This window comes from Actinokineospora globicatena, assembly GCF_024171945.1.
GTDB classification, from domain to species: domain Bacteria; phylum Actinomycetota; class Actinomycetes; order Mycobacteriales; family Pseudonocardiaceae; genus Actinokineospora; species Actinokineospora globicatena.
The window spans coordinates 408,622-429,042 of the sequence record NZ_JAMTCR010000006.1 but is presented as its reverse complement, the minus strand read 5'-3'; the positions used below and the strand labels follow the sequence as shown (position 1 = coordinate 429,042).

The following is a 20,421-nucleotide window of genomic DNA, read 5'->3' as shown; positions in this document are numbered from 1 at the left end:
ACGAGTTCGCAGGTGTGACGGTCACACCCACCCATCGCACTCGGGTGGAGGGATACGGCCGTCCGGCCCTCAACGGTGCCGTCAGTCGGGCGACTGGCGGCACCGTTGAGGTGCGGCTTCGCGATTCCGCCATGCGCGGGAGGTGGGGTCGCTACCGTGTGGGGATGTTGTGGGCACTGCTGCTCGACCTGGCACCGTTCCGACGTCGGGTGACGGCCGCCGTCGACGAGGCGGTGCGGCAGGAGTCGGCTACCGCTCAGCGGGTGATCGACGAGCTGAGGGAGCGGCAGCGCAAGGAGCTCGCGCGGCGGGATGAGGGGCTGGCGGCGGCGCGGTGGGAGGTCGCTGAGCTGCGGCGACAGCTTGAGGAGCTGCGGGACGAAAGCGAGCGGCGGCAGCGGGCGGTTCTCGCGCTGCACGGGGAACTCCAGGCCGTCGAGGACGAGCGGCGGGCGCGGGCGCAAGCCGAGGCGGCGGCGGACGAGCGGACCGAGGTGGATCTGTTCGCGTGCGCCGGTTGTTCGTCGGTGGTGCAGCTGAACACCAGGCCGGACAACACCTGTGACGCGCGGCGGCTGGGCGGGACCGGGTGCGGTGATTGTCTGGACCTCTCGTTCGGCACGCTCTGGGCGGCCAAGGCGAGTGCGACCACCGCGGCCGCTCCCTGTGCGGCCACCGCTCCCAACAGCACAGCTGTCTCCAGCGGCACTGCCGTTCCCAGCGGCACTGCCGATCCCGACAGCGCGACCGATCCCGCTGCTGCGGCCATGACCAGTGCCGCCGCCGATCCGGTGACCGCTGACCGGGACCTGCCGGAGGACCGCGACGACCGGCGGGGCATCGCGGCCAAGTTCGTGGTCGACCTGCTGGCTGACGACATGGCGACCGCGGTGGCCAAGGGTGTCGTGCGGGAAGCCGGAGAGCTGGCGCGGAGCACTCTGTGGCCCGCTGACCGGTGCGCCACGTTGAGCGCGATCGCCAACGGGCTCGCGCCGATCCCGACCGCCGTCAAGAAGGGCATCCGGTGGGTCGCGACTGTCGTCGGCGCACCTCGCTTGGTGGCCGAGACGATCGCCGAGGCGATGACCCGCGCGCTCGTCGAGCCGATCCCCTTGCGGGCCATCGCCCAGACGTTGCGGGTCGTCGGGGTGCTGGCCTGTGTTGCGGACGACCAGCTGAGCCACTGCCAGTGCGCGCGCGACCTCGTCACCAAGGACCTGGCGGAGCCAGCGCTGGCGCACCGGCTCGACGAGGCGCTGGAGAGGGCTCTCGCCAGTCAGGCCGTGGCTTCGCCAGCGGTGCCGGAACCGAAGCCGCCCGCGATCCCGAACCCCGGCGACTCCGCCATCAAAGGTCCGCGGTTCCGCCTCTGGTGACAGCGGTCCCGGGCGTCACGCGATTGCGGGATCTCACGCTGTGGAATGATTCGCCAGGATGGCCACACCATTGATAGTGCGGGGCGCACGGCATTCGCCGCCAGCCCATCTCGTCGATTCTTCGCACACAAGGGGCATCCCGGAATACCCAGCCACCGGCGATTGTTCCTGCGCCGACCACCAACTACTTCCCTCGGGGATCGAGACATGGTCCACCGAGTCACGCGGACGATCCTGCGGAGATCCAGCCAGTACGGCACAGTTTCCCCCGCGTGAGTGGGCCCACACGGCAGGCATCGTCGCCGGGGCGTCCACTTGGCGGGAGTTAACCAGGTCACAATTCGGATCGTATATAGTTGACCTCGCCATGATAATCAGCGCGCAACGAGCACGAATCGCATTCGCTGCGAGGCCCGGAAGGCACGTGGTGTAGCTTTCTTCCGGTCGCGTCACCGAAATGGCGGTAGCACGGGGAGCGCGGGCGAAGCCATCCTGGCAATGGGTCGCCCAGGACGGGTGTGCGGTTCGCCCCCGCGACCCGGTCACCACAACTTCCACGGGGGGATGTCGCATGTCCAGCACCACCTCAGTGACCATGGTTCCCGTTCGCCTCAGCACCGTCTTAGACCTGCCGAAGCCGCCGGGGATGCACTGGCGGGTGCAGGCCACCCGGCTGGTCGACTACGAGGTCAGCGTCACCAGGAACCTGTTGTCCCTCAACAACTCCGCGCTCGCCAAGGCCGTTGGCGCCGACGGTCGTCGACGTACCCGCTGCCTGGTCGTCATCGACTCCACGGTGCACGACCTCTACGGCGAGCGGCTGCGCGAGTACTTCGACGCGTGGCGGGTCGAGGCGCACTGGGAGCCGGTACCGGGCGACGAGGCCGCCAAGTCGCTCGAAGCAGCGGTCGCGGTGACCGGGGCGATGAACCGGATGGGGATCCTGCGCCGCACCGAGAAGGTCGTCGCCATCGGCGGTGGCGTGGTGCTCGACGTGGCCGGTCTCGCCGCGAGCATCTACCGCCGGGGCGTGCCCTACGTCCGGGTGCCGACCACGCTGGTCGGTCAGATCGACGCCGGGATCGGGGTGAAGACCGGGGTCAACCACGGCCACCACAAGAACCGGCTCGGCACCTACTGCGCGCCGGAGTCGGCGCTGATCGACCCGGAGTTCCTGCGCACACTGCCGCACCGGCACGTGGTCAACGGGCTCGCCGAGATCATCAAGATGGCGCTGATCAAGGACGTCGCCCTGTTCGAGCTGCTGGAGTCCACCGTCGCGGACATCACCGCGGAGGTGTTGGCGCGGCACGGTTCGGCGACCGGCGAGGTGCTGTTCCGGGCCATCTCCGGGATGCTCGACGAGCTGGAGCCCAACCTGTGGGAGGACGACCTGGAGCGGGCCGTCGACTACGGCCACACGTTCAGCCCGTCGCTTGAGCTGCGCGCCGACCCGCCGCTGCTGCACGGCGAGGCGGTGGCCGTCGACATGGCCATCTGCGTCGCGTTGGCCCGCAACCGGGGCCTGCTGTCCACAAAGGACGCCGAGCGGGCGATCAGGTTGATGCGCGACGCCGGTCTGCCCACGTCGCACCCGGTGTTCACCGCCGACCTGCTCGACGGCGCCCTCGGGGACGCGATCAAGCACCGCGACGGCCTGCAGCGGGTCCCGCTGACCAACGGCATCGGCGCCGCGGTGTTCGTCAACGACCTCACCCCCGACGATCTGGCGGCGGCGCTGGAGTTCGTCGCCGAGACCCAGGGCGAGCGGGCTCCCGTGTCATGACCGCCCAGGCCACCGTGATCGACGTGGGCGGGACCCACGTGCGGTGGGCGAGCTGGACCCCGGAGGGCGGGCTGCGCGACCGGCGCGGCCTGACCTCCCCCACCTTCCGCACCCACCCGGACCTCACCGTGCCGCAACTGCGCCGGCGGCTGGTCGAGGTCATCTGCGACGCCGTGCCCGCGACTGGTGTCGCGGGCGTGTCCTTCGGCGCGGCGATGGACCAGCGCGACGGCACGGTGTACGCGTCCGCACCGTTGTGGGGGCCGCACGAGGACCCGTTCGACCTGCTGGGTTCGCTGCGCGCCGTCCGGTCCGATGTGGACTGGCACGTGGTGAACGACGTGACGGCGGCGCTGCTGCACGTGGCGTCGTCTCCGCTGTGCGCGCGGGACCGCAAGGTGTTGCTCGCGACCATCAGCACCGGGATCGCGGCCCGCACGATCGACCGGCGCTCTCGGCGGATCCCGTTGGACGGCAGCGGGTTGCAAGGTGAGATCGGCCACCTCCCCGCCACGGCTTCGGTCGCGGGCGAGGCTGTCTCCTTGCCGTGCGACTGCGGTCAGTTGGGCCACGTGTCGGCGTACTCGTCCGGGCCGGGGATCGCCCGCGTGGCCCGGGTCATGCGCGAACGACGTCCGGCCTCTTGGGCTGCGTCCGCGCTTGGTCGCTCGGTGAGACCGTGGGAGGAGACATTCGCGGCTGCCGTGCACTCCGGGGACAGCCTGGCGGTGGAACTACTCGCTACCGTGGCCGCCCCCGTCGCCGACGTCCTACGGACCGCGCTGTGCCTAGACCCCGACCTCGACCGCATCATCCTCACCGGCGGAGTAGCCCACGCCCTCGGCGAGCACTACCGCACCGCCCTACTCACCAGGCTGGCCGACGAGGGCTTGTACTTGACCAGTAAGTACACCCCCGACTGGATCGCGGACCGCATCGTCGTCAGCCTCGCCGGAGAAGCCGACTGTCTGGTGGGCGCAGGCATAGCAGCGTTGGCGGGGGTGGGCGCGTGAGTGGGTCGCACCGGGCGGTGGTTCGGACAGGCGGGACGGTTGTGGTGCAGGAGCGGGCGACAGTGGAGCCTGGGGGGCAGGAGGTTCTGTTGGCTCCTGTGTTTGCCGGGTTGTGTGGGACGGACATCCAGATGTTGCGCGGGCTGCGGTCCGATCCCAGTCCTGTCATCGGGCATGAGGGGGTTGCGCGGGTTGTCGCGGTGGGGAGCGGGGTGCCGGGGCACTTGAAGCCGGGGACGCTCGTGTGTGTCAACCCGACGCATCCTGGGGATTCTTCGTTTTTGCTTGGGCACAATGTGGACGGACTGTTACAGGGGCGCGTCCTGATCGCGGCGGCGGCGGTGCGGGATGGGTTGGTGTTGCCGCTGCCCGCGGCCAACGGCACGGTGGATGCCGCGCTGCTGGAGCCGCTCGCGGTGGTGCGGTACGCGCTTGGTTTGTTGGCGGAGCACCAGCCGCACACGGTGGTGGTGTTCGGGGACGGTGTCGTCGGGCATCTGGCGGTGCGGGCGATACCGACGTTGGTGGGTGCCAGCACTCGGATCGTCCACCTGCACCACACCGCGCCGGGGCTGGAGTGGAGTAAGGACCATCCGGTACCGCGGGTTCACAGCGTGCTCAACGACGCGGCGGGGGCCCGGCTGCTGGCTGAACTCCCGGCCGACGAGCGGGTCGCGGTGTTGCTTGCGACGCCTCGGGACGCGACGCTCAAATGTCTGGACATCGCGTTGGGCGCGCTTCGGGGGCATGTGGCTGTCGACCTGCTCGGCGGATTGCCGCCTGGGGCCACGAGTCCGCTGCTGCCCGGCGCGAACCTCACGGCGATCCGGGCCGCGAACTGCGCTGGGGTACCGGATCCCGCGCTGCGGTTCGTGGTCCGGACCAGTGTCGGTGCCGCCGTCACCCTGCACGGACATCGGGGTGTGGGCAACGACCACCTGGTCGCGGCGGCGGCCGAACTCGTGGAACACCCGGGCCGGTACCGGGAACTCATCACCCATCTGGTTGATGTTGACGGTGCGGCGGAAGCGATGCGGCACCTCGCGCGTTCTCGCGAACGAGTGGTGTCCGGTCGACGACTGATCAAACTCGCCGTGCGCTTCGCGCCGGGGGACGACACACGGGGAGGCGTGGGATGACCGCGTTGGCAGGACGCCGGGGTCTGGTGGTGGGCGGGTCCACCGGCATCGGCGGCGCGATCGCGCGGGCCTGGTCGGGGGCGGGGATGGACGTGCACGTCCTGAGTCGGTCGCAGCCGGGTGCGCTGCGGTGGTCGCCGGTCGACCTGACGGACCCCGAGGCGGCGAGGACGGTGCTGGAGGCTGCGGGCCGGGAACCCCTCGACGCGGTGGCGTTCTCGGCGGTCAGCTACGGCGACAAGCGGGCCACCTTCTCCGACACGCCGCTGGACCAGTGGCGCACGCAGGTCGAGGTAAACCTGCACGGGCTGTGGCTGACCCTCGCCGCGACCCTCCCCTCGCTGCGCGCGGCCCAGCCGGGCCTGTTCATCAACGTCTCCTCCGAGGTGGTCTTCAACGGCGGCCCCGGGCGCTCAGGCTACGCCGCCACCAAGGCCGCCGGTGCGTCCCTTGTGGACTCCGTGTACCAGGAGGAAGACCCGGACCTCGTGCGGATCGTGTCGGTCCTACCAGCGGGAATGGTCGACTCCCCCGGCATCCGCCGCCGCCGCCCCGCCGACTTCGACTACTCCGACTACATGCGCCCGGAGAGCTTCGCCCCGATCGCCCTCACCCTCGCCACCACCGCGGGCGCCGACCACAACGGCGACAACCTGGTCGTCCACCCGGACGGCACCTGGACCCCCATCCACGACCACACCCCGATCTCCCAATCCCACCGGAGCCGAGTGTGACCACCACACAGATCGGCCTCGTCGACTGGCGGCTGCCGGTGAATGGGCCGGAAGCAGTCGTGCTCGCCGCCGAGTTGGGGGCGGATGGGCTGCAGGTGGACTTTGGAGGACCGGGGCGGGCGCCGGAGTTGGATGAACCGGGACGGTTGCGGGGGATGCGGAGCGCGTTCGGGGATACGGGGGTGGCGCCGTTGGCGGTGTCGGTCAATGTGCTCAATGACATCGGGTTGACGGCGCCGGAGGGGACGGAGGGGGCGCGGCGGGTGCGGGGGGTGATCAGTCGGGCGTTGGATCTGGCGGGGAGTGTCGGGGCGGGGTTGGTGTTCCTGCCCAGTTTTCGGCGCAGCGCGATTGATGGGGCGCAAGCGTTGGCGCGGACGGTTGAGGTGTTGCGGTGGGCGTGTGATGAGGCTGGGCGGCGGGAGTTGTTGCTGGCCAATGAGAATGTACTGACACCTGGGGACCTGCGGGAGCTGGTCCGGCGGGTCGACTCGCCGTCGTTTCGGGTTGTGGTGGACACCGGCAACATCGCGGTGTTCGGGCTCACGTCCGCTGAGGTCATCGACGCCGCCGGGCCGCTGGTCGCCAACCAGGTGCACGTGAAGAACGCCGATGCCGTGAAACCCCTGGCACTGGAGGAATCGCCGGTCGTAGACGCGCTCGCCGAACTCGACCGGGCCGGTGTCACCATCACCGCGCTGGTGTTGGAGAATGACCACCGCGACGGCGATCTCGCCCGCGTCGCGGCCGACCTCGACTGGCTCAGGGCGCACGTCGCCACCCGTTCACCCAGCGGCGCTGCCGCGTGAAGACCACCTCGTCGACCCCTGGGAGCGTCCCATGCCGATAGTCCTGTTCGCCTTGATGCTCGGCGTGTTCTGCGTCGGCACGGCGGAGATCGTGATCTCCGGCCTGCTGCCGGTCGTGGCCACCGACCTCGCGGTGACCGTGCCCGACGCGGGCCTGCTGGTCACCGGGTACGCCCTCGGGGTCACCATCGTCGGGCCGTTCGTCACGCTGCTGACCACCCGGCTTCCGCGCAAGACGTTGGTGCTGCTGCTGATGGGCGTGTTCGCGCTCGGCAACGTCGCCGCGGTGTTCGCCCCCGACTACGACACGCTGATGGCCGCGCGGATCCTCACCTCGCTCAGCCACGGCACGTTCGTCGCGGTCGCGTTCAACCTGGCCGCGATGCTCTCCCCCGCGGACAAGCAGGGCTCGGCGATGGCGAAGATCGCCCTGGGCTTCAACCTGGCCAACGCGCTCGGCGCGCCGCTGGGCACCTTCGTCGGCCAGCACCTGGGGTGGCGCGCGACGTTCCTGGCCATCGTGGTCATCGCCGGGTTGACCGTCGCGTTGATCGCGCTGTTCGTGCCCTCCACCCTGCCCCGGCCCGAGCGGCCCGAGAAGGGCGCGCTGCGCAGCGAGGTGAAGGTGTTGACCCAACGCAACCTGCAGCTGGCGGTGGTGATCACCGTGCTCGCGCAGGGCGCCGTGTTCACCGCGTCGACCTACGTGGTGCCGCTGCTGATGGACGTGAGCGGGTTCAGCGCGGGCACGGTCGCGGCGCTGCTGGTGGTCTTCGGCGTCGGCGCGGTGCTCGGCAACTTCGCGGGCGGCAAGCTCGCCGACGGCCACGTGATGCGCGGGGTCACCACGGTGCTGGTCGCGAACGTGGTGGTGCTGCTGCTGTTCTGGGCGACGAGCACGGTGCCGGTGCTCTCCGCCGTGGGTCTGTTCCTGTTCGGCGCGGTCGGTTTCTCCATCATCCCGTCGCTGCAGGCCCGCATCCAGTCGGTCGCCGACGCCGCCCCGACGTTGGCCTTGTCGGTCAACGTGTCGGCGTTCAACCTGGGCAACGGCCTCGGCGCGTGGCTCGGTGGCGCGGTGATCGACCGCGGATTCGGCGTGCGTTCAGTGTTGCCCGCCGCCGCCGGTCTCGCCGCGGTGAGCCTGCTGCTCACGTTGCTGTCGTGGCGGATGGACCGCTCGACCGCCCCGGCCGAGGAAGTCAAAGTCGGCTCCACAGAGGACTGATCTCCACCGAGGACTGAACCCCCGCCGCGAGGAGGAGTTGTCGTGTTCCCGTCGACGTACCGGACGACCGCCCTGGTGAACGGCGAGGTGACCGTCGCGGCCCTGCCGTTCCCGCACGAGTCGCTCGGCGCGGGCACCGTCGTGATCAAGCCCGACCTCATGGGGATCTGCCGCGCGGACGCCAAGGAGGTCGTCGGATCCCGCGACATCCCGACCGACCGGGGACCGCTGTTCGGCCACGAGTTCCTCGGGCCGGTCGCCTTCGCGGGGGCCGACACCGGCTTCCGCGAGGGTGAGCTGGTCACCTTCAACCCCAACGTGACCCCGAACCGCACCACCGGGTTCGCCGAGTACGTCTTCGTGCACGGCACGGCGGCAGAGTTAGACCAGGCGGTGATCCGGGTGCCCGAGTCGGACCCGGCGTGGATGCCGGAGCCGTTCGCCTGCATCGTGCACGCGAACGCCAAGCTACTTGAGCTCACCGGCCTGGACTCGTTGGCGGGCAAGCGGGTCGGGATCATCGGCGCGGGGTGCTCGGGGCTGATGTTCGCCCTGCACGCCCGTCACCTCGGCGCCTCCATCGTGGTGTTCAACCGGGGCGAGCCACGCCGGGACTTCGCCCAGCAGCGGGAGATCCTGACCGCCCAGGAGATCCACCCCTTAGCGGACGCCGAGTCCTTCCGCGACACGTTCGACGTCGTGATCGTGGTCCCCACCATCGTCACCCAGGACGTCCTGCACACCGCCGCCGCCATCGCCGCCGCCCACGGCACCCTCCACCTCTACGGCGGCACACGGTCCACGGACCGCTTCCCCGACAGCACCCTCGACATCGACACCATCCGCCGCCAGGAACTCATCAAACCCCTGACCCACCAGGCCAAACCCCTCGCCGTCTCCGGCGCCTACGGCTGCGCCAAGTCGGACTACGAGGAAGCTTTCCGCCTCCACACCACCCACCCCGAGGCCTTCCCCCTGGAACGCCTCGTTTCCCACTACATCACCCTCGACGACCTCCCCCAGCTCATCACCGACATAGCGACGTCCACCCGCGACTTCCCCGGCAAGGTGGTCATCTCGACCTGAGCCCCACCAACACGGGTCAGCTCTCGGCCAGCGCGGAGGCGATCTCGACGCGGGAGCTGACGCGGAGTTTCTGCAGGACAGCAGCCACGTGCAGCTCCACCGTCCGCACCGACAGGGCCAGGGTCGTGGCGATCTCACGGTTGCTCCGGCCCTCCGCGGCCAGGGCCGCGACCTCGCGTTCCCGCGGCGAGAGCCGGTCCCCGTAGGCGGGACGGCCGCGCTTGGGGCTGGGCAAGGCGCGGTGGGCGCGGAGGACCTCTTGGCACTGTCGCACTCGGACAGTCGCGCCGAGTTCGGTGAACACGGCCTCGGCCTCGCGGATGAGCGGCACGCCGTCCTGGCCGGTCGCCAGCGCGCACTCGCCGTGTCCCAGGCGGGCGCGGGCCCACCAGAAGCGGCGGGGCATGGCGGCGAAAGCGGTCTCCGCTTCGGCGTACCCGGCAAGCGCGGCGTCCACGTCTCCCCGCCGGTGCCACAACACGGCGCGGCCGAGGGTGAGGGCGGCGTCCGCCGCGGGGCAGTCCAGGTCGCGCACGCCTTCCCGGTGCTGCTTGAGCAACACCTCCGCGTCCCCGGAACGGTCCATCCGGCACAGCAGGTCGACGGCGATCGGCGTGACGTCCGCGGCCCACACCCACATGCCCGTGCCCCGGATGACCTCCAGCGCGGCCTCCAGGTCCTGGGCCGCGTCCACACGCGTCGGCGCACGGTGGCGGACCTCGGCGATGATGGCGTGCGCGGCAGCGGCCACCGGCGGCGCAGGCGGCGGCCCGGTGACCAGTCCCCGCAGCAACCGCAACGCGCCGGTGTTGTCCCCGGCCTCAGCCGCCAGCGCCCCGGCCACGAGCCGGTACCCGGCGGTGATGCGAGGCAGCTCGACGTGGTCGGCCGCCGCCGCGCGCTCCCGCAGGCCGCGCCAGTCGCCGCGCTGCCAGTCGAGCAGGACGTCGTTGGCACCGAGGTGTTCCTCGGTGAACGGGGCGGCGAACTCCCTGGCCAGGCCGCGTCCCCTGGCCATGTCGTCCTCGGCGCGCCGGTAGTGCCCGAGCCAGCAGGTGGCCTCGGCGAAGTTGAAGCAGGCCCGCACCAGGTGCTGGCCGCGTTCGAAGTCGGCGGGTGTGGCCAGGATCTGCCTGGCCAGCGGCCACCCCGCCCGGTTGCCGCACTCCAGCAGCGCGGAGGCCTTGTTGACCAGGAACGCGAACCGGGCCACCGGGTCGGTCAGCGTGTCGGCGAGCGCGTCGGCCTCGCTGAGCCAGCGCATGCCGACGTCGATGTGCTGGTGGCAGGCGTTGGTGCTGGCCAGGCAGGACATCACCCGGGCGGCCAGGTCGGGGCGCGGTCCCCGCAGCTCGTCGACCGCCGCGACCAGCTCGCGGTACCCGGCCGCCGCGTCGCCCGCCTGGTTGAGCAGCAGCAGGCCGAGGTCCTTGCGCAGCTCGCCGCGCACCTCGACGGGCAGCCCGCCGGTGGCCAGCAGCCCGCGCAGCACCTGCTCGGTCTCGGCGAAGTCCAGGCCGTAGAGCGCGACGCGGCCGAGCTTGACCGCCAGTGTGCGGCGTTCGTCCAGGTCGTCGGTGGCGTCGAGCAGGTCTTGGAGCGCGGCGAGGGCGGCGCCGGTGTCGCCCAGCTCGATGGCCCGGTCGACCCCGGCCGCCACGCTCTCCCGCCAGCCGACGTGGTCACCCGCGGCCCTGAGGTGGTGGCCGACGCGCATGTGCCGGGGCTCGCCGGGGGCGTCGCGCAGGACGGCGGCGGCCCGGCGGTGCAGGGCGCGCAGGGCGCTGGGGGTCACCGTGCGGATGACGGCGTGGCCGGCGAGGTCGTGCGTGCAGCGGTAGCGCTCGTCCGCGTGCTGCAGCAACCTGGCCGTGACCAGCCGGTCGAGCGCGTCCTCGCCCTCGTCGAGGTCCACCTCGGCGACCGCGCACAGCTCGGCGGCCGAGGTCGGCGCCCCAAGCACGGCGGCGGCGGTGACCAGGCCCCTGGCGGTGGCGTCGAGTGGGGCGAGCCTGCCGCCGATCAGCTCCAGGTACCCGTCGGGCACGAAGTCGCCGGTCAGGCTCTCCCACGGGGCGGCGCCGGGGGCGGCCCGCTCGATCGCGGCCCGGACGACCTCCTCGATGGCGAACGGCAGGCCACCGGTCAGCCTCAGCAGCGCGGCGGCGGGCGCAGGTCCGGTCGAGTGGGCCACCGCGTGCGCCATGGCGGCGGTGTCGTCGAGCGACAGCGGCTCGAGGCGGACCAGGCCGGTGCTCACCCCGGAGCGCGGCGGGGTGATCCCCCAGGACCGCGGGCCCGGCCGGTGGCTGAGCACGATGGCCAGGTCGGGCGGCAGGTGGCCGACCAGGAACCGGAGGAACTCGACGGTGGCCTCGTCGGTCCAGTGGAAGTCGTCGAGCACCAGCACAGCCGGTCCGGCCAGGGCCAGCAGGTGCCGCAGCGCGCGGTAGCGGCGGTGGCGCTCCATCCGCGGGTCGTCGAGCGCCTCGGCGGGGTTGGGCAGGCGGGTGCCCAGCTCGGGCAGCAGCTGGGCGACGGCGCCGAGCAGCGGGTCCGGCCGGTCGGTCCACGGGATGGCGGCGTCGGAGAGCAGCGCGTCGACCAGCGGGGCCAGCGGCAGCGGCTCGCGCAGCGACTGGCAGGTGCCGACCAGGGCCCGGGTGCCGCGCAGCGCCGGGTGCGCCAGGACCTCCTCGACCAGCCGGGTCTTGCCGACCCCCGCGTCGCCCTCGACCCGCACCACCGCGGGCCGGGCGGAGACCAGCTCCAGCAGCGCGGCGACCTCGTCCGCGCGCCCGATCAGGGGGGTCACCGCGTGTGCCATGCCCCTCCTCCAGCGCAGCTGCGTAGGCAAACACTGTGGCTCACCCGGCCGGTCGGGGCAACGGCACCTGGTCGGCGGGGTGCGCCCACCCGGGCGGGGGCACTACCTGGAAAAAAGGCCGGACTACCTGGTTAATGCACTGGAACCGAAGTGGAAATCAGTTCTCCGACCCCCGGTTAATACGATTCCGACTTCAGGTGAACCGAACCTTGACGGGCCAGTTTTTCACTGGATAACCTTCGATCCGTTCTGGGAACGCATTCTCCACCAGGACGTGGAAAGTCCGTTCGACCTGGGCATCGGCCGCTCGCACGTACCGACCGACGTTGCCCGGTGCACTCCCCCACAAGGGCCGAGCGCACCGGATGTCCCCCGTTGTCCAGGTCGACGGATATCTCCCCCGTGCGCTTCGCGTGCGGTTCCCCTTGCATCCGGGAGTGCCTGCTCCGGGAAAGGTTCTGCGCCCATGTCATCGAAAACCCTGCGCTACGCCGTCGCGGCCGTGACGGTCGGGACGTTCGTCGTCACGCTCAGCCCGTCCATCTCCGCCGCGCCCCTCGCCGCCGAACGCCAGCCCGTGCAGTGCGCCGCGGCGGGCGAGTCGACGGTCACCCGACTCCCTGCCTGCGTCTCCGCCGCGGTGTCGCTCGACCGGCTCCCCGCAGTCGGCGAGTCGGCGACGGTCAACGTCACCCTCAACGCCAACACCCAGGTCGACGGTGCCCGGTTCACCGTCCGGTTACCGAAGACCCTGCGGCTGGAGACCGGCGGCACCGGCCTGTCCGCGCCGCGCACGGTCGGCCAGGAGCAGGTGGCGGAGCAGACCCTCGCGCTGACCACCAAGGGCCGCTCGGTCTCGCTGCGGGTCACCGCGCTCAGCGCCGGACCCGCGCAGATCCAGGCCGACGTCGCGGGCACCGACGAGAAGCACGCCGCGCACGCCTCGACCGAGTTCACCGTCGGCGCGACCGCTGGCGCGTCGCGCCCCGGCGTCGGCGGCCCGTCCGCCCCGGCCGTGAGCAGCGGTCAGACGAAGGCCCCGACCAACGGCAAGGCGGCCCCGGTCGCCGCCACCCCGGCCGCCAGTTCCGCCGCCGCCGCGGCCCAGATCTGCGCCACCGGGTCGTTCGCGCTCACCGACAAGGCGGGCACCTGGCTCGCGGGCCGCAACATCCCCGTGTACCTGCAGGGCAAGACGACCGCCAACGGCGCCACCCAGACCTTCACCTCGGGCCTGACCGGCTACCAGGACGGCAAGTACTCGCTCTGCTTCACCCCGACGGTGACGACCGTGTCGTCGTTGTGGGTGAGCTTCTCCACTGCGGGCACGCTGTGGCAGGTCACCGACCTGGCGGGCACCTCGGCGTACACCACCTACACCGCGGCCAAGAGCAACGTCGCCAACGGCACCACCGTCGCGTTCGGCTCGATCGCCCCGCCCACCCAGCACATGCGCGGCTGGCACGCGTTCGACACGCTGAACCTGCTGTGGTTCGCCCGCGCGTCGAGCACCGGCTGCTGGACGTCGCGGCAGAGCAGCAACTGCACCAAGATCTCGCTGCGCTGGCAGCCGGGCAGCACTGAGGGCGCCCGGTTCAACAACTCCGTCGCCAAGACCCAGCGCTACGTCCTGCTCGGCGACGCCGACCCGGACTCCGAGCACCTGGTCCTGCACGAGAGCGGCCACGCCTTCATGGACCAGCTCTACGACGGCTGGTGGCCCGCCTCCGACTGCCCCAGCCCGCACTACCTGCACGCCCGCACCGGCGTCTCCTGCGCCTGGACCGAGGGCTTCGCCAACGCCATCGCCGGCTACGTCAAGGGCGACGGCCGCTTCTACTGGGCCGACGGCGGCACCATCGACCTGATGACCACCACCTGGTTCAACCCCGCCTACGCCGCGGGCCGCACCAACGTCGAGAACGGCGACCAGGTCGAGTGCCGCGTCGCGGGCTCCCTCATCGACCTGTGGCGCAAGGTCGACGGCGGCCCGTCCGCCACCTTCGCCAGCATGATCCGGTACCAGTCCAGCACCTTCAGCCACTGGTTCAAGACCGTCCGCCCCGCCGTCGGCCTCAGCGTCACGACGTCCACCCGCAACCTCGTCTACACCCACACCATCGACTACCGCTCCTGAGTAGTCGCCCCCGCGCGGGGAGATCTCCTCGCGCCACGAACGGCCCGCTGACCTGCGCAGCGGGCCGTTCGTGCTTGTCACCCGCCAGTGTGAACCCCGTGGCCCTGGTGGCCGGGTCGGGTAACGGGGTCTGGTGACCGCGCGATCCACCGGGACGTAGGTCGATCTTTCTCGGAGGGGGGCGCCGCGATGCTGGCGTGGTGGCGGAGCCGCAAGCGCAAGTGGCTGTGGATAGTGGGGGCGTTCCTGCTGGGCCTGTTCGTCGTGGCGGGGATCGCGGGCAATCCCCGTCCCCCCAACCAAGCCGCGGCAACCGCCCCGACCACTTCTCCCGCTACTTCGCCGACCACCTCGGTTGCTCCTGTTGCGGTGCCGCCTGATCTCGTCGGCAAGAACGCGGTGGAAGCGCAGAAAGCCTTGACGGAGGCCGGTTTCACTACCGCTGTCTACGAGTCGGTCGACGGCCGCCAGGTGATGGTCCCGGAGAACTGGACGGTCGTCGCCATCGAGCAACTCACCCCCGGCCAAGCCGTGATCCGGGTGGACAAGCCAGCCCCCGCGACCCGCACCGTCGTACCACCGGCCCCCGCTCCCCCGCCCGCCCCCGAACCACCCACAACCGAACCAGAACTCCCCGAACCCCCAGCCGACGCCTACTACGCCAACTGCGCCGCAGCACGAGCAGCAGGCGCCGCCCCCATCCACCGAGGCGAACCCGGCTACCGCCCCGCCCTGGACCGCAACAACGACGGCACCGCCTGCGAATAGCGCTCCGGTTCCGCCGCTCAGTGGGGGTATGTGCGGTGGGGGCGGGTGGGGGTTTGGGCTCGGTGGGCTTCGATGGCTAGGGATATCTCTGTCATGGACTCGGTGTCCTGGAGGGAAGGCAGGTAGGTGACGGTGGTGGCGAGGGCAACGAGGTCGACGGTGAAGTAGAGGGTCATTAGGGGGTTGATGAAGAGTTCGCTGGTGGCGGTGCGGGTGGTGAAGTGGGTGTTGCCGAAGGTGCCGCGGAGGGCGGCGGCTATTTGGCCGTTGACGATGCTGGGGCGTAGTGGGGTTTGGGAGTGGGCGTGGGCCACGGCGTCCACGTAGGCCTGGGCTTCTGGGGAGGCGGAAGGGATGGAGAGGGCGCCCAGGTAGCCGCCTGCGCGGTCCAGGGCGGCCAGGTTCTCCAGGACGTGGGCGTGGCAGACGCCGTGGTAGGAGTCGATGCCGAAGCCCAGGCAGGTGACCAGTCTGTCCACAGTGTCCAGTGCGGCGACGGCGGCCAGGCTGGTCATGTCCTCCTCCGGGGTGCCGATACCGGATTCGTCCCCGCGCATCAGGATGTCGGTGCCGCCGTCGACCAGGACGATCGCGTCGACGGCGAGGTGGTCGACCAGGATCCGGTAGGCGTCGCGGAGCGGGCGGACGCCGGTGCGTGGAAACGCGTACACAGTGGACGGGAGGGCGCGGCTTTCCAGCCACCGGGCCAGGGTGCGTTCGGGGAAGTACTCCTCGGGTCCCGCGCTGCCCGGCCGGACCGCCGCCACGTCCGGTGCCAGCCAGTCGTCCAGGTCGAGCTGGTCGAGCGCGCTGAACGACAGGTTCGCCAGGTGCACCCGCTTGCCCATGTCCCGCAACGCGAACGCCAGCGGCAGGCCCGCGTACACGTCGAACCCGCCACCGGCGCCTGCCACCAGCACGCTCGAAGCGGACGCCAACCTGTCGAACAACGGAGGTCTCACCAGAGAGGACACCCCACAATCATAGGGAATCCGCGTCCGGGACGTCGTCGAGCAGCTTCGCGAACCGGGCCACCTCCCCGCGCAGCTTCGACGGCACGCGTCTGCGCATCCTCGTCAGCCACAGCACCGTGTCCTCAAACTGCGCCCACTCCCCCGCGTCCGCGTAGGCACGGCCCAGCACAAGCGACTCCGCCCAAACGCCTCCGCGACCAGTTCGGCGTCCCACCTGACCAGCGACCACACCCAGGTCGCGTGCGCCAGCCGGGCCGCCGCCTGCCGGGTCGCGCGCACGTGGTCGACGCCGTGCGCCGCGTCGGCGATCGCGGTCAGCGGCCTGCGCAGGAACGACGCGGGCCGGGCCTGCTCGGTCCGCGCCTCGGCGGTGCGCGACTTCCAGTCCCCGTACCAGGACAAGCGATCCGTCTTCCGGCACCGGCGGTACAGGTCCTCCGCGTAGTCCAGGTTGTCGAACGCCGCCTCGTAGTCCGCGGTGTCGAAGTCGAAGTGGCCCAACCGGCTGTGCGCCTTCGCCAGGTGGCTGAACGAGCCGTGCGTCCCGTGGGCCTTGGCCCTGGCGGTGAAGACGCTGACGTTCAGCAGGTGGTACTTCCGCAGGTCCGCGGCGACGTCGAGGTTGACGCCCTCCCGCAACTCGGCCAGCAGGGCCCGGTGTTCACCGGTGTAGCGGTGCGCCACGACGTCTCCAACCCGTTCGGTGCCGGAACCCGCACGCTATCGCCCGATGATCACCGGGCTCAGCGGTTTCGCCGCACCCGGTGACCTACGCAGGGCGACGAGGTTGGTGAATTGGCCACACGATCGGGTTCTCCGTGGTGGATGTTGGGCGTGTCGTGAAACCCCATTCAGGTCCGAACAGGTAATGGAGCCGTAGGAGGAAGATCATGGGTTATCTCACGCGCGTCCTCACGATCACGGCGATGGTCACGACAGCGGCGATCGGCGGCACGGGAACCGCCGCGGCCGAGGACGACCCCCAGTCCGGCGTTGTCACCAACGTCCGACCTGCCGACGACGGCGCGGCGGCATGCGGTCGTGAAGGGTGGGTTCGCAACGACAGAGCCTTGGGGGTTCTGGAAGGCGGCTCTGACTGCGTCGCGCGGGCTGATGTGCCTACGTTCCGGTACACGACGGCGGGTGGGACGTATGTGGTTGGGGCCATTCCTGACCGGCTGTGTGTGACGACGCGGGATGGGGTCACGGCTACGTCGGCGGTGAACGACACGGCTCGGGTCGCGTTGCTGTACCCGAACACCGCTTGTCGGGGGCTGGCGTCGGTGGTGTTCCCGAAGGGGACGTATCAGGGGGCGGCGTTTCGGTCGATGCTGTTCTTGACGGTGTCTGGTTGAGGGTGTGAGCCTGAGCGCGCCGGGGCTGGACGGCCTCGGCGCGTTTGGGGTTGGCAGTTGGGTGTCCATTGAGGACTGTGAGGTGGGTTGTCCACATGGGTTCTAGTTGTCCACAGGGTCGAACTTCAGCCTCTCTGGGCTTGTGTTCCCTTGGGTAGGCTGTGTATTCAGGGGACTTTTGGGCGGGTTGATCTTGTCGGCCGTGAGCCGGCCTGGCACCAGCGCCTTCGTGGAGCGGTGGTGGGCAACGTCGTCGGCGGGTGAGTGGGGCCAGCGTTGTCGGCGGGTGCTTGGGGGCCAACGTTGTCGGCGGGCGGTTAGAGACCGACGTTGTTGGGTTCTCGCCAGTCGTAGGTGATGGGTGGGGCTGGGCGTGGGGGGTCGCGCGGGTGGTAGCCGAGCGGGGGTGGGGGTTAGGGGTGGTGGGGGTCGCCCATGGTTAGGCGGGTGGTGTAGCTGGTGGGGGTTCGGGTTAGGGCTACGTGGTGGCAGAGTTGGTGGGCGATCCAGAGGCCGTAGCCGCCGCCGGTGGGGGTGGGGGTGGGGATGAGGCCTGCGAAGGGGTCGGTGGGGCCTGGGCCGTTGTCGTGGATCGTGACGACGGCGTGGTGGGGGCCGGGCCACAGGGTCAGGGTGACGGGGGGCTTGCCGTACTTGATGGCGTTGGAGACGACCTCGCTCACCGACACGACCAGGTCGTCCAGGTCGTCGGGGCGCAGGGACGCGGCGGCCAGGGTGGTGACGGCGGTGCGGGCCTCGGCGGGGGTCGGGTCGACCAGTTCGATGGCTGGTGGACCGGCCTGGATGGGGTACGGCACGACCGGGCGGGTGGTGGCCAGGAACGACAGCGGCTGCACGTATCCGGGGTTGTCCAGGTTGCCCTGCCCGGGGTGCGCGACCAGCGAGTGGGTCTTAGCGACGTCCTCCAAGACCCACGCAGGCGTCGTCCGGGTGTCGTAGGCGCACATGCTCAACAGCGGGAACCGGTCGTACGCGTAAGTGACAGCCGCCTCGTACCGCGCCCATACGTCCCACGCCGTCGATAGCGCCAACTCCGGGATCTCGCCCAAGAGGCGGACCGCGCTGGCGCCGCCATCGATCAGTTGGGCGAACATCTCGCTGTAGGACTTGATGGCGACCGCGGGGCGGACGTACTGGAGGTTGGTCGAGACGACGGTGACCTTGTCCGGGCGGTTGACGGCGGCCAGCACGAGTTCGGCGCGCGGTGGGTCGAGGGCGAGCAGTACGGCGTCGCCGCGGTCGAGGCCGTCGGTGAGGAAGGGGACGCCGCAGCCGAGGAGTTCGGTGTCGTCGGCGTAGCACAGCGCGACGTGGTCGGGGGTGCCGCTCATGCCACCTGCTCCACCCGCACCCCCGCGATGCCCAGGATGTCGACCATCCTGGCCGCGCTGAACCGGCGGGTGCGCAGCACGATGGTGATCCCCCGGCGGTCGGCCTGCTCGGCCAGCCGCAGCAGCCCCCGGTGGTCGATGAAGGTCAGCTCGCGCGCGTCGAGCACCACCTCGCCCGGTCCCCACTGCGGCGCGGCGCGGTCGAGTGCCCAGGGGAACAGGTCGTGCGCGCGCAGGTCCAGTTCGCCCTCCAGCGCCACCGCGCCCGCCTGGCCCCAGCCGTGCAGGTGGAACGGGACACCCTCGACGTTGCCGCGCGGGTGCATGCTGGCGAGCTTGTCGACGGCTGCGGTGCCCAGGACCGGGACGTTGTAGGCGCACAGGGCCTCGAAGGGGTACGCGGCCATGTAGCGGTCGACGGCGTGCTCGTACCCGGCGAAGGCGTCGAGCTGGGCGGGGGTGCGCACGAGGTTGGTCACCTCGGCGGCCACCCGGAAGCCCGCGAACCCCGCCGCGACGGCCTCCTCGGTCTCGGCGGCGTAGGTGCGGACCTGCTCGGCCGCGTCGACCACCGCGTCGGTGCCGTAGAGCCCGTCGAGCGACTTGAACCGCACCGCGCCCCGGTCGCGCAGGTTGTCGAAGTCCGGCAGGTCGGCGAAGCGGCGGGCGAGGTCCGCCACGTCCCCGGGCGCCGTCACGCAGACGCGCTTGCCCTGCGCCACGCCTTCGACGAGGAACCGCTTCGCCCCGGTGACGAACTCCCCCGCTTCGGCGAACGCCCAACAGAGGTGACCGGGGCCACTCGCCGTGGTCCCGTCACTCCGCCCAGCCGCATGGCTCACGCCAAGGACTGTACGGCACCTCCCTCGCCCGGAGCACCGTCCGCCACGCCTCGTCGCCGACGGTGACCGTCCGTCCACAAAGGCTTCGTTTCCGGCCACCACCCGCGATCACCCTGATGGCGCAACGCAGGCAGGGCAATCCGGGCGGGCACGGCCGCAGGCCGCCGAGGGCTGTCCCTGCATGACAGGTGCTCGGCGGCCTGCGGTGGTGGCGTGGCCGGGTCAGGCCACGCCGGTTCGGCGGTAGTCGCGGGGGGCGCAGCCGTAGCGCTCGCGGAAGGCTCGGCTGAAGTAGGAGGAGTCGGGGAGGCCCCAGCGGGCGCTGATGGTGCTGACCCGGTCGTGGGCGAGGAGGTCGGCGCGGCAGCGTTCCAGGCGGCGGTCGCGGATCCACTTGGCGACCGTGGTGCCCTCGCTCTCGAACAGGCGGTAGAGCTGCCGGGTCGAGACGTGGTTGGCGGCGGCGACCTCGGCCGGGGTCAGGTCCGGGTCGGAGAGCCGGGCGTCGATGAACTCGCGGATGTCGTGCAGCAGGGTCGCGGGCGTCACGACTTGTACTCCGGGTGCAGCGACAGCGCGATGAACTGGAACGGGCGGTCGACGCTCTTGTAGCCGAGCGGGCAGTGCCGCACGCCCGCCGGGATGTAGACCGACGCGCTGGTGGAGATCTCGTAGACCTCGCCCTCGATGGTGAGCTCCGCGACGGCGCCGAGGTCGTTGATGTCCTTGGGGTTCGAGCCCATCCACAGCAGGACCTCGTCGTACTCGTGGGTGTGCTCGAGCACGTACGGGTTCGGGGTGGGGACCTCGTAGATCCAGCTGTAGGCGATGTGCACCTGGCAGCCCGGCACCTGCCAGCCGCTGATGAGGGCGTGCGCGCCGCTGGTACCGCCCTCGACCTCGCCGTAGGCAAGCACGCCCTCGTTCGGCAGCTCCTCGCGGACCATGTTCCGAACGATGTACTTCTCGAATTTCCCTGCCATGTCAACGGTTCC

At 70.8% G+C, this 20,421-nt stretch carries 18 protein-coding genes and 1 pseudogene; 12 read left to right on the top strand and 7 right to left on the bottom strand.

What is annotated here, in order from left to right; all coding sequences use genetic code 11:
- The first annotated feature begins 164 nt into the window (after positions 1-164).
- The 9 genes and pseudogenes from LV79_RS29435 (at position 165) to LV79_RS29400 (ending at position 9,171) form a co-directional block, all read left to right on the top strand.
- Positions 165-1,376, top strand: a complete 1,212-nt coding sequence (locus tag LV79_RS29435; protein ID WP_253841546.1) for a hypothetical protein — start codon at positions 165-167, stop codon at positions 1,374-1,376.
- Positions 1,377-1,947: 571 nt separating this feature from the next.
- Positions 1,948-3,162 carry a sedoheptulose 7-phosphate cyclase gene (locus LV79_RS29430; protein WP_253841545.1) on the top strand — a complete coding sequence of 405 codons (1,215 nt, stop codon included), beginning with the start codon at positions 1,948-1,950 and terminating at the stop codon, positions 3,160-3,162.
- Complete coding sequence (locus tag LV79_RS29425) at positions 3,159-4,175, top strand: ROK family protein (RefSeq protein ID WP_253841544.1); 1,017 nt, start codon at positions 3,159-3,161, stop codon at positions 4,173-4,175. Before LV79_RS29430 ends, LV79_RS29425 begins: the two co-directional genes overlap by 4 nt.
- Positions 4,172-4,438 (top strand): annotated as a pseudogene (locus LV79_RS34855) (alcohol dehydrogenase catalytic domain-containing protein); the annotation flags it as partial. The gene LV79_RS29425 and the pseudogene LV79_RS34855, both read left to right, overlap by 4 nt.
- Before the next feature lie 33 nt (positions 4,439-4,471).
- Complete coding sequence (locus tag LV79_RS29420; RefSeq protein ID WP_253841543.1) at positions 4,472-5,314, top strand: hypothetical protein; 843 nt, start codon at positions 4,472-4,474, stop codon at positions 5,312-5,314.
- A complete protein-coding gene (locus LV79_RS29415) occupies positions 5,311-6,048 on the top strand; it encodes an SDR family NAD(P)-dependent oxidoreductase (RefSeq protein ID WP_253841542.1) in 738 nt (245 codons plus the stop codon). Before LV79_RS29420 ends, LV79_RS29415 begins: the two co-directional genes overlap by 4 nt.
- Positions 6,045-6,857 (top strand): sugar phosphate isomerase/epimerase family protein, encoded by an 813-nt coding sequence (locus tag LV79_RS29410; protein ID WP_253841541.1) that lies wholly within the window; start codon positions 6,045-6,047, stop codon positions 6,855-6,857. The genes LV79_RS29415 and LV79_RS29410 overlap by 4 nt, the downstream gene beginning before the upstream one ends.
- Before the next feature lie 31 nt (positions 6,858-6,888).
- Positions 6,889-8,085, top strand: a complete 1,197-nt coding sequence (locus LV79_RS29405; RefSeq protein ID WP_253841540.1) for an MFS transporter — start codon at positions 6,889-6,891, stop codon at positions 8,083-8,085.
- 42 nt (positions 8,086-8,127) lie between these two features.
- Entirely contained in the window at positions 8,128-9,171 is a 1,044-nt protein-coding gene (locus LV79_RS29400) for an alcohol dehydrogenase catalytic domain-containing protein (protein WP_253841539.1), read from the top strand.
- A 16-nt stretch (positions 9,172-9,187) separates the two neighbouring features.
- On the opposite strand, the gene LV79_RS29395 is transcribed toward LV79_RS29400, so the two are convergent.
- Positions 9,188-11,998: an ATP-binding protein gene (locus LV79_RS29395; protein ID WP_253841538.1), complete on the bottom strand. Its 2,811-nt coding sequence runs from the start codon at positions 11,996-11,998 to the stop codon at positions 9,188-9,190.
- A gap of 466 nt (positions 11,999-12,464) precedes the next feature.
- Here LV79_RS29395 and LV79_RS29390 point away from each other — a divergent pair, with 466 nt between their 5' ends.
- Positions 12,465-14,135 (top strand): hypothetical protein, encoded by a 1,671-nt coding sequence (locus tag LV79_RS29390; protein WP_253841537.1) that lies wholly within the window; start codon positions 12,465-12,467, stop codon positions 14,133-14,135.
- 189 nt (positions 14,136-14,324) lie between these two features.
- The gene (locus LV79_RS29385; protein WP_253841536.1) at positions 14,325-14,903 is read left to right on the top strand and encodes an excalibur calcium-binding domain-containing protein; all 579 of its coding nucleotides are present in this window, start codon (positions 14,325-14,327) and stop codon (positions 14,901-14,903) included.
- 17 nt (positions 14,904-14,920) lie between these two features.
- Here LV79_RS29385 and LV79_RS29380 read toward each other — a convergent pair whose 3' ends face one another.
- Together LV79_RS29380 and LV79_RS29375 are read right to left on the bottom strand one after the other, a co-directional pair.
- Positions 14,921-15,877: a DUF1152 domain-containing protein gene (locus tag LV79_RS29380; protein ID WP_253841535.1), complete on the bottom strand. Its 957-nt coding sequence runs from the start codon at positions 15,875-15,877 to the stop codon at positions 14,921-14,923.
- Between the two features lie 102 nt (positions 15,878-15,979).
- Positions 15,980-16,561: a hypothetical protein gene (locus LV79_RS29375; RefSeq protein WP_253841534.1), complete on the bottom strand. Its 582-nt coding sequence runs from the start codon at positions 16,559-16,561 to the stop codon at positions 15,980-15,982.
- Positions 16,562-16,767: 206 nt separating this feature from the next.
- On the opposite strand from LV79_RS29375, the gene LV79_RS29370 reads away from it, so the two are divergent.
- Entirely contained in the window at positions 16,768-17,232 is a 465-nt protein-coding gene (locus tag LV79_RS29370) for a hypothetical protein (protein WP_253841533.1), read from the top strand.
- A gap of 413 nt (positions 17,233-17,645) precedes the next feature.
- Here LV79_RS29370 and LV79_RS29365 read toward each other — a convergent pair whose 3' ends face one another.
- The 4 genes from LV79_RS29365 to LV79_RS29350 form a co-directional block, all read right to left on the bottom strand.
- Entirely contained in the window at positions 17,646-18,584 is a 939-nt protein-coding gene (locus tag LV79_RS29365; protein ID WP_253841532.1) for an anti-sigma factor RsbA family regulatory protein, read from the bottom strand.
- On the bottom strand, positions 18,581-19,426 hold the full coding sequence (locus tag LV79_RS34685) for an MEDS and STAS domain-containing protein (protein ID WP_253841531.1): 846 nt from the start codon (positions 19,424-19,426) through the stop codon (positions 18,581-18,583). The genes LV79_RS29365 and LV79_RS34685 overlap by 4 nt, the downstream gene beginning before the upstream one ends.
- A gap of 222 nt (positions 19,427-19,648) precedes the next feature.
- Positions 19,649-19,975 carry a helix-turn-helix domain-containing protein gene (locus LV79_RS29355; protein ID WP_253841530.1) on the bottom strand — a complete coding sequence of 109 codons (327 nt, stop codon included), beginning with the start codon at positions 19,973-19,975 and terminating at the stop codon, positions 19,649-19,651.
- Positions 19,972-20,409 carry a cupin domain-containing protein gene (locus LV79_RS29350; protein WP_253841529.1) on the bottom strand — a complete coding sequence of 146 codons (438 nt, stop codon included), beginning with the start codon at positions 20,407-20,409 and terminating at the stop codon, positions 19,972-19,974. The genes LV79_RS29355 and LV79_RS29350 overlap by 4 nt, the downstream gene beginning before the upstream one ends.
- Between the last annotated feature and the right edge of the window lie 12 nt (positions 20,410-20,421).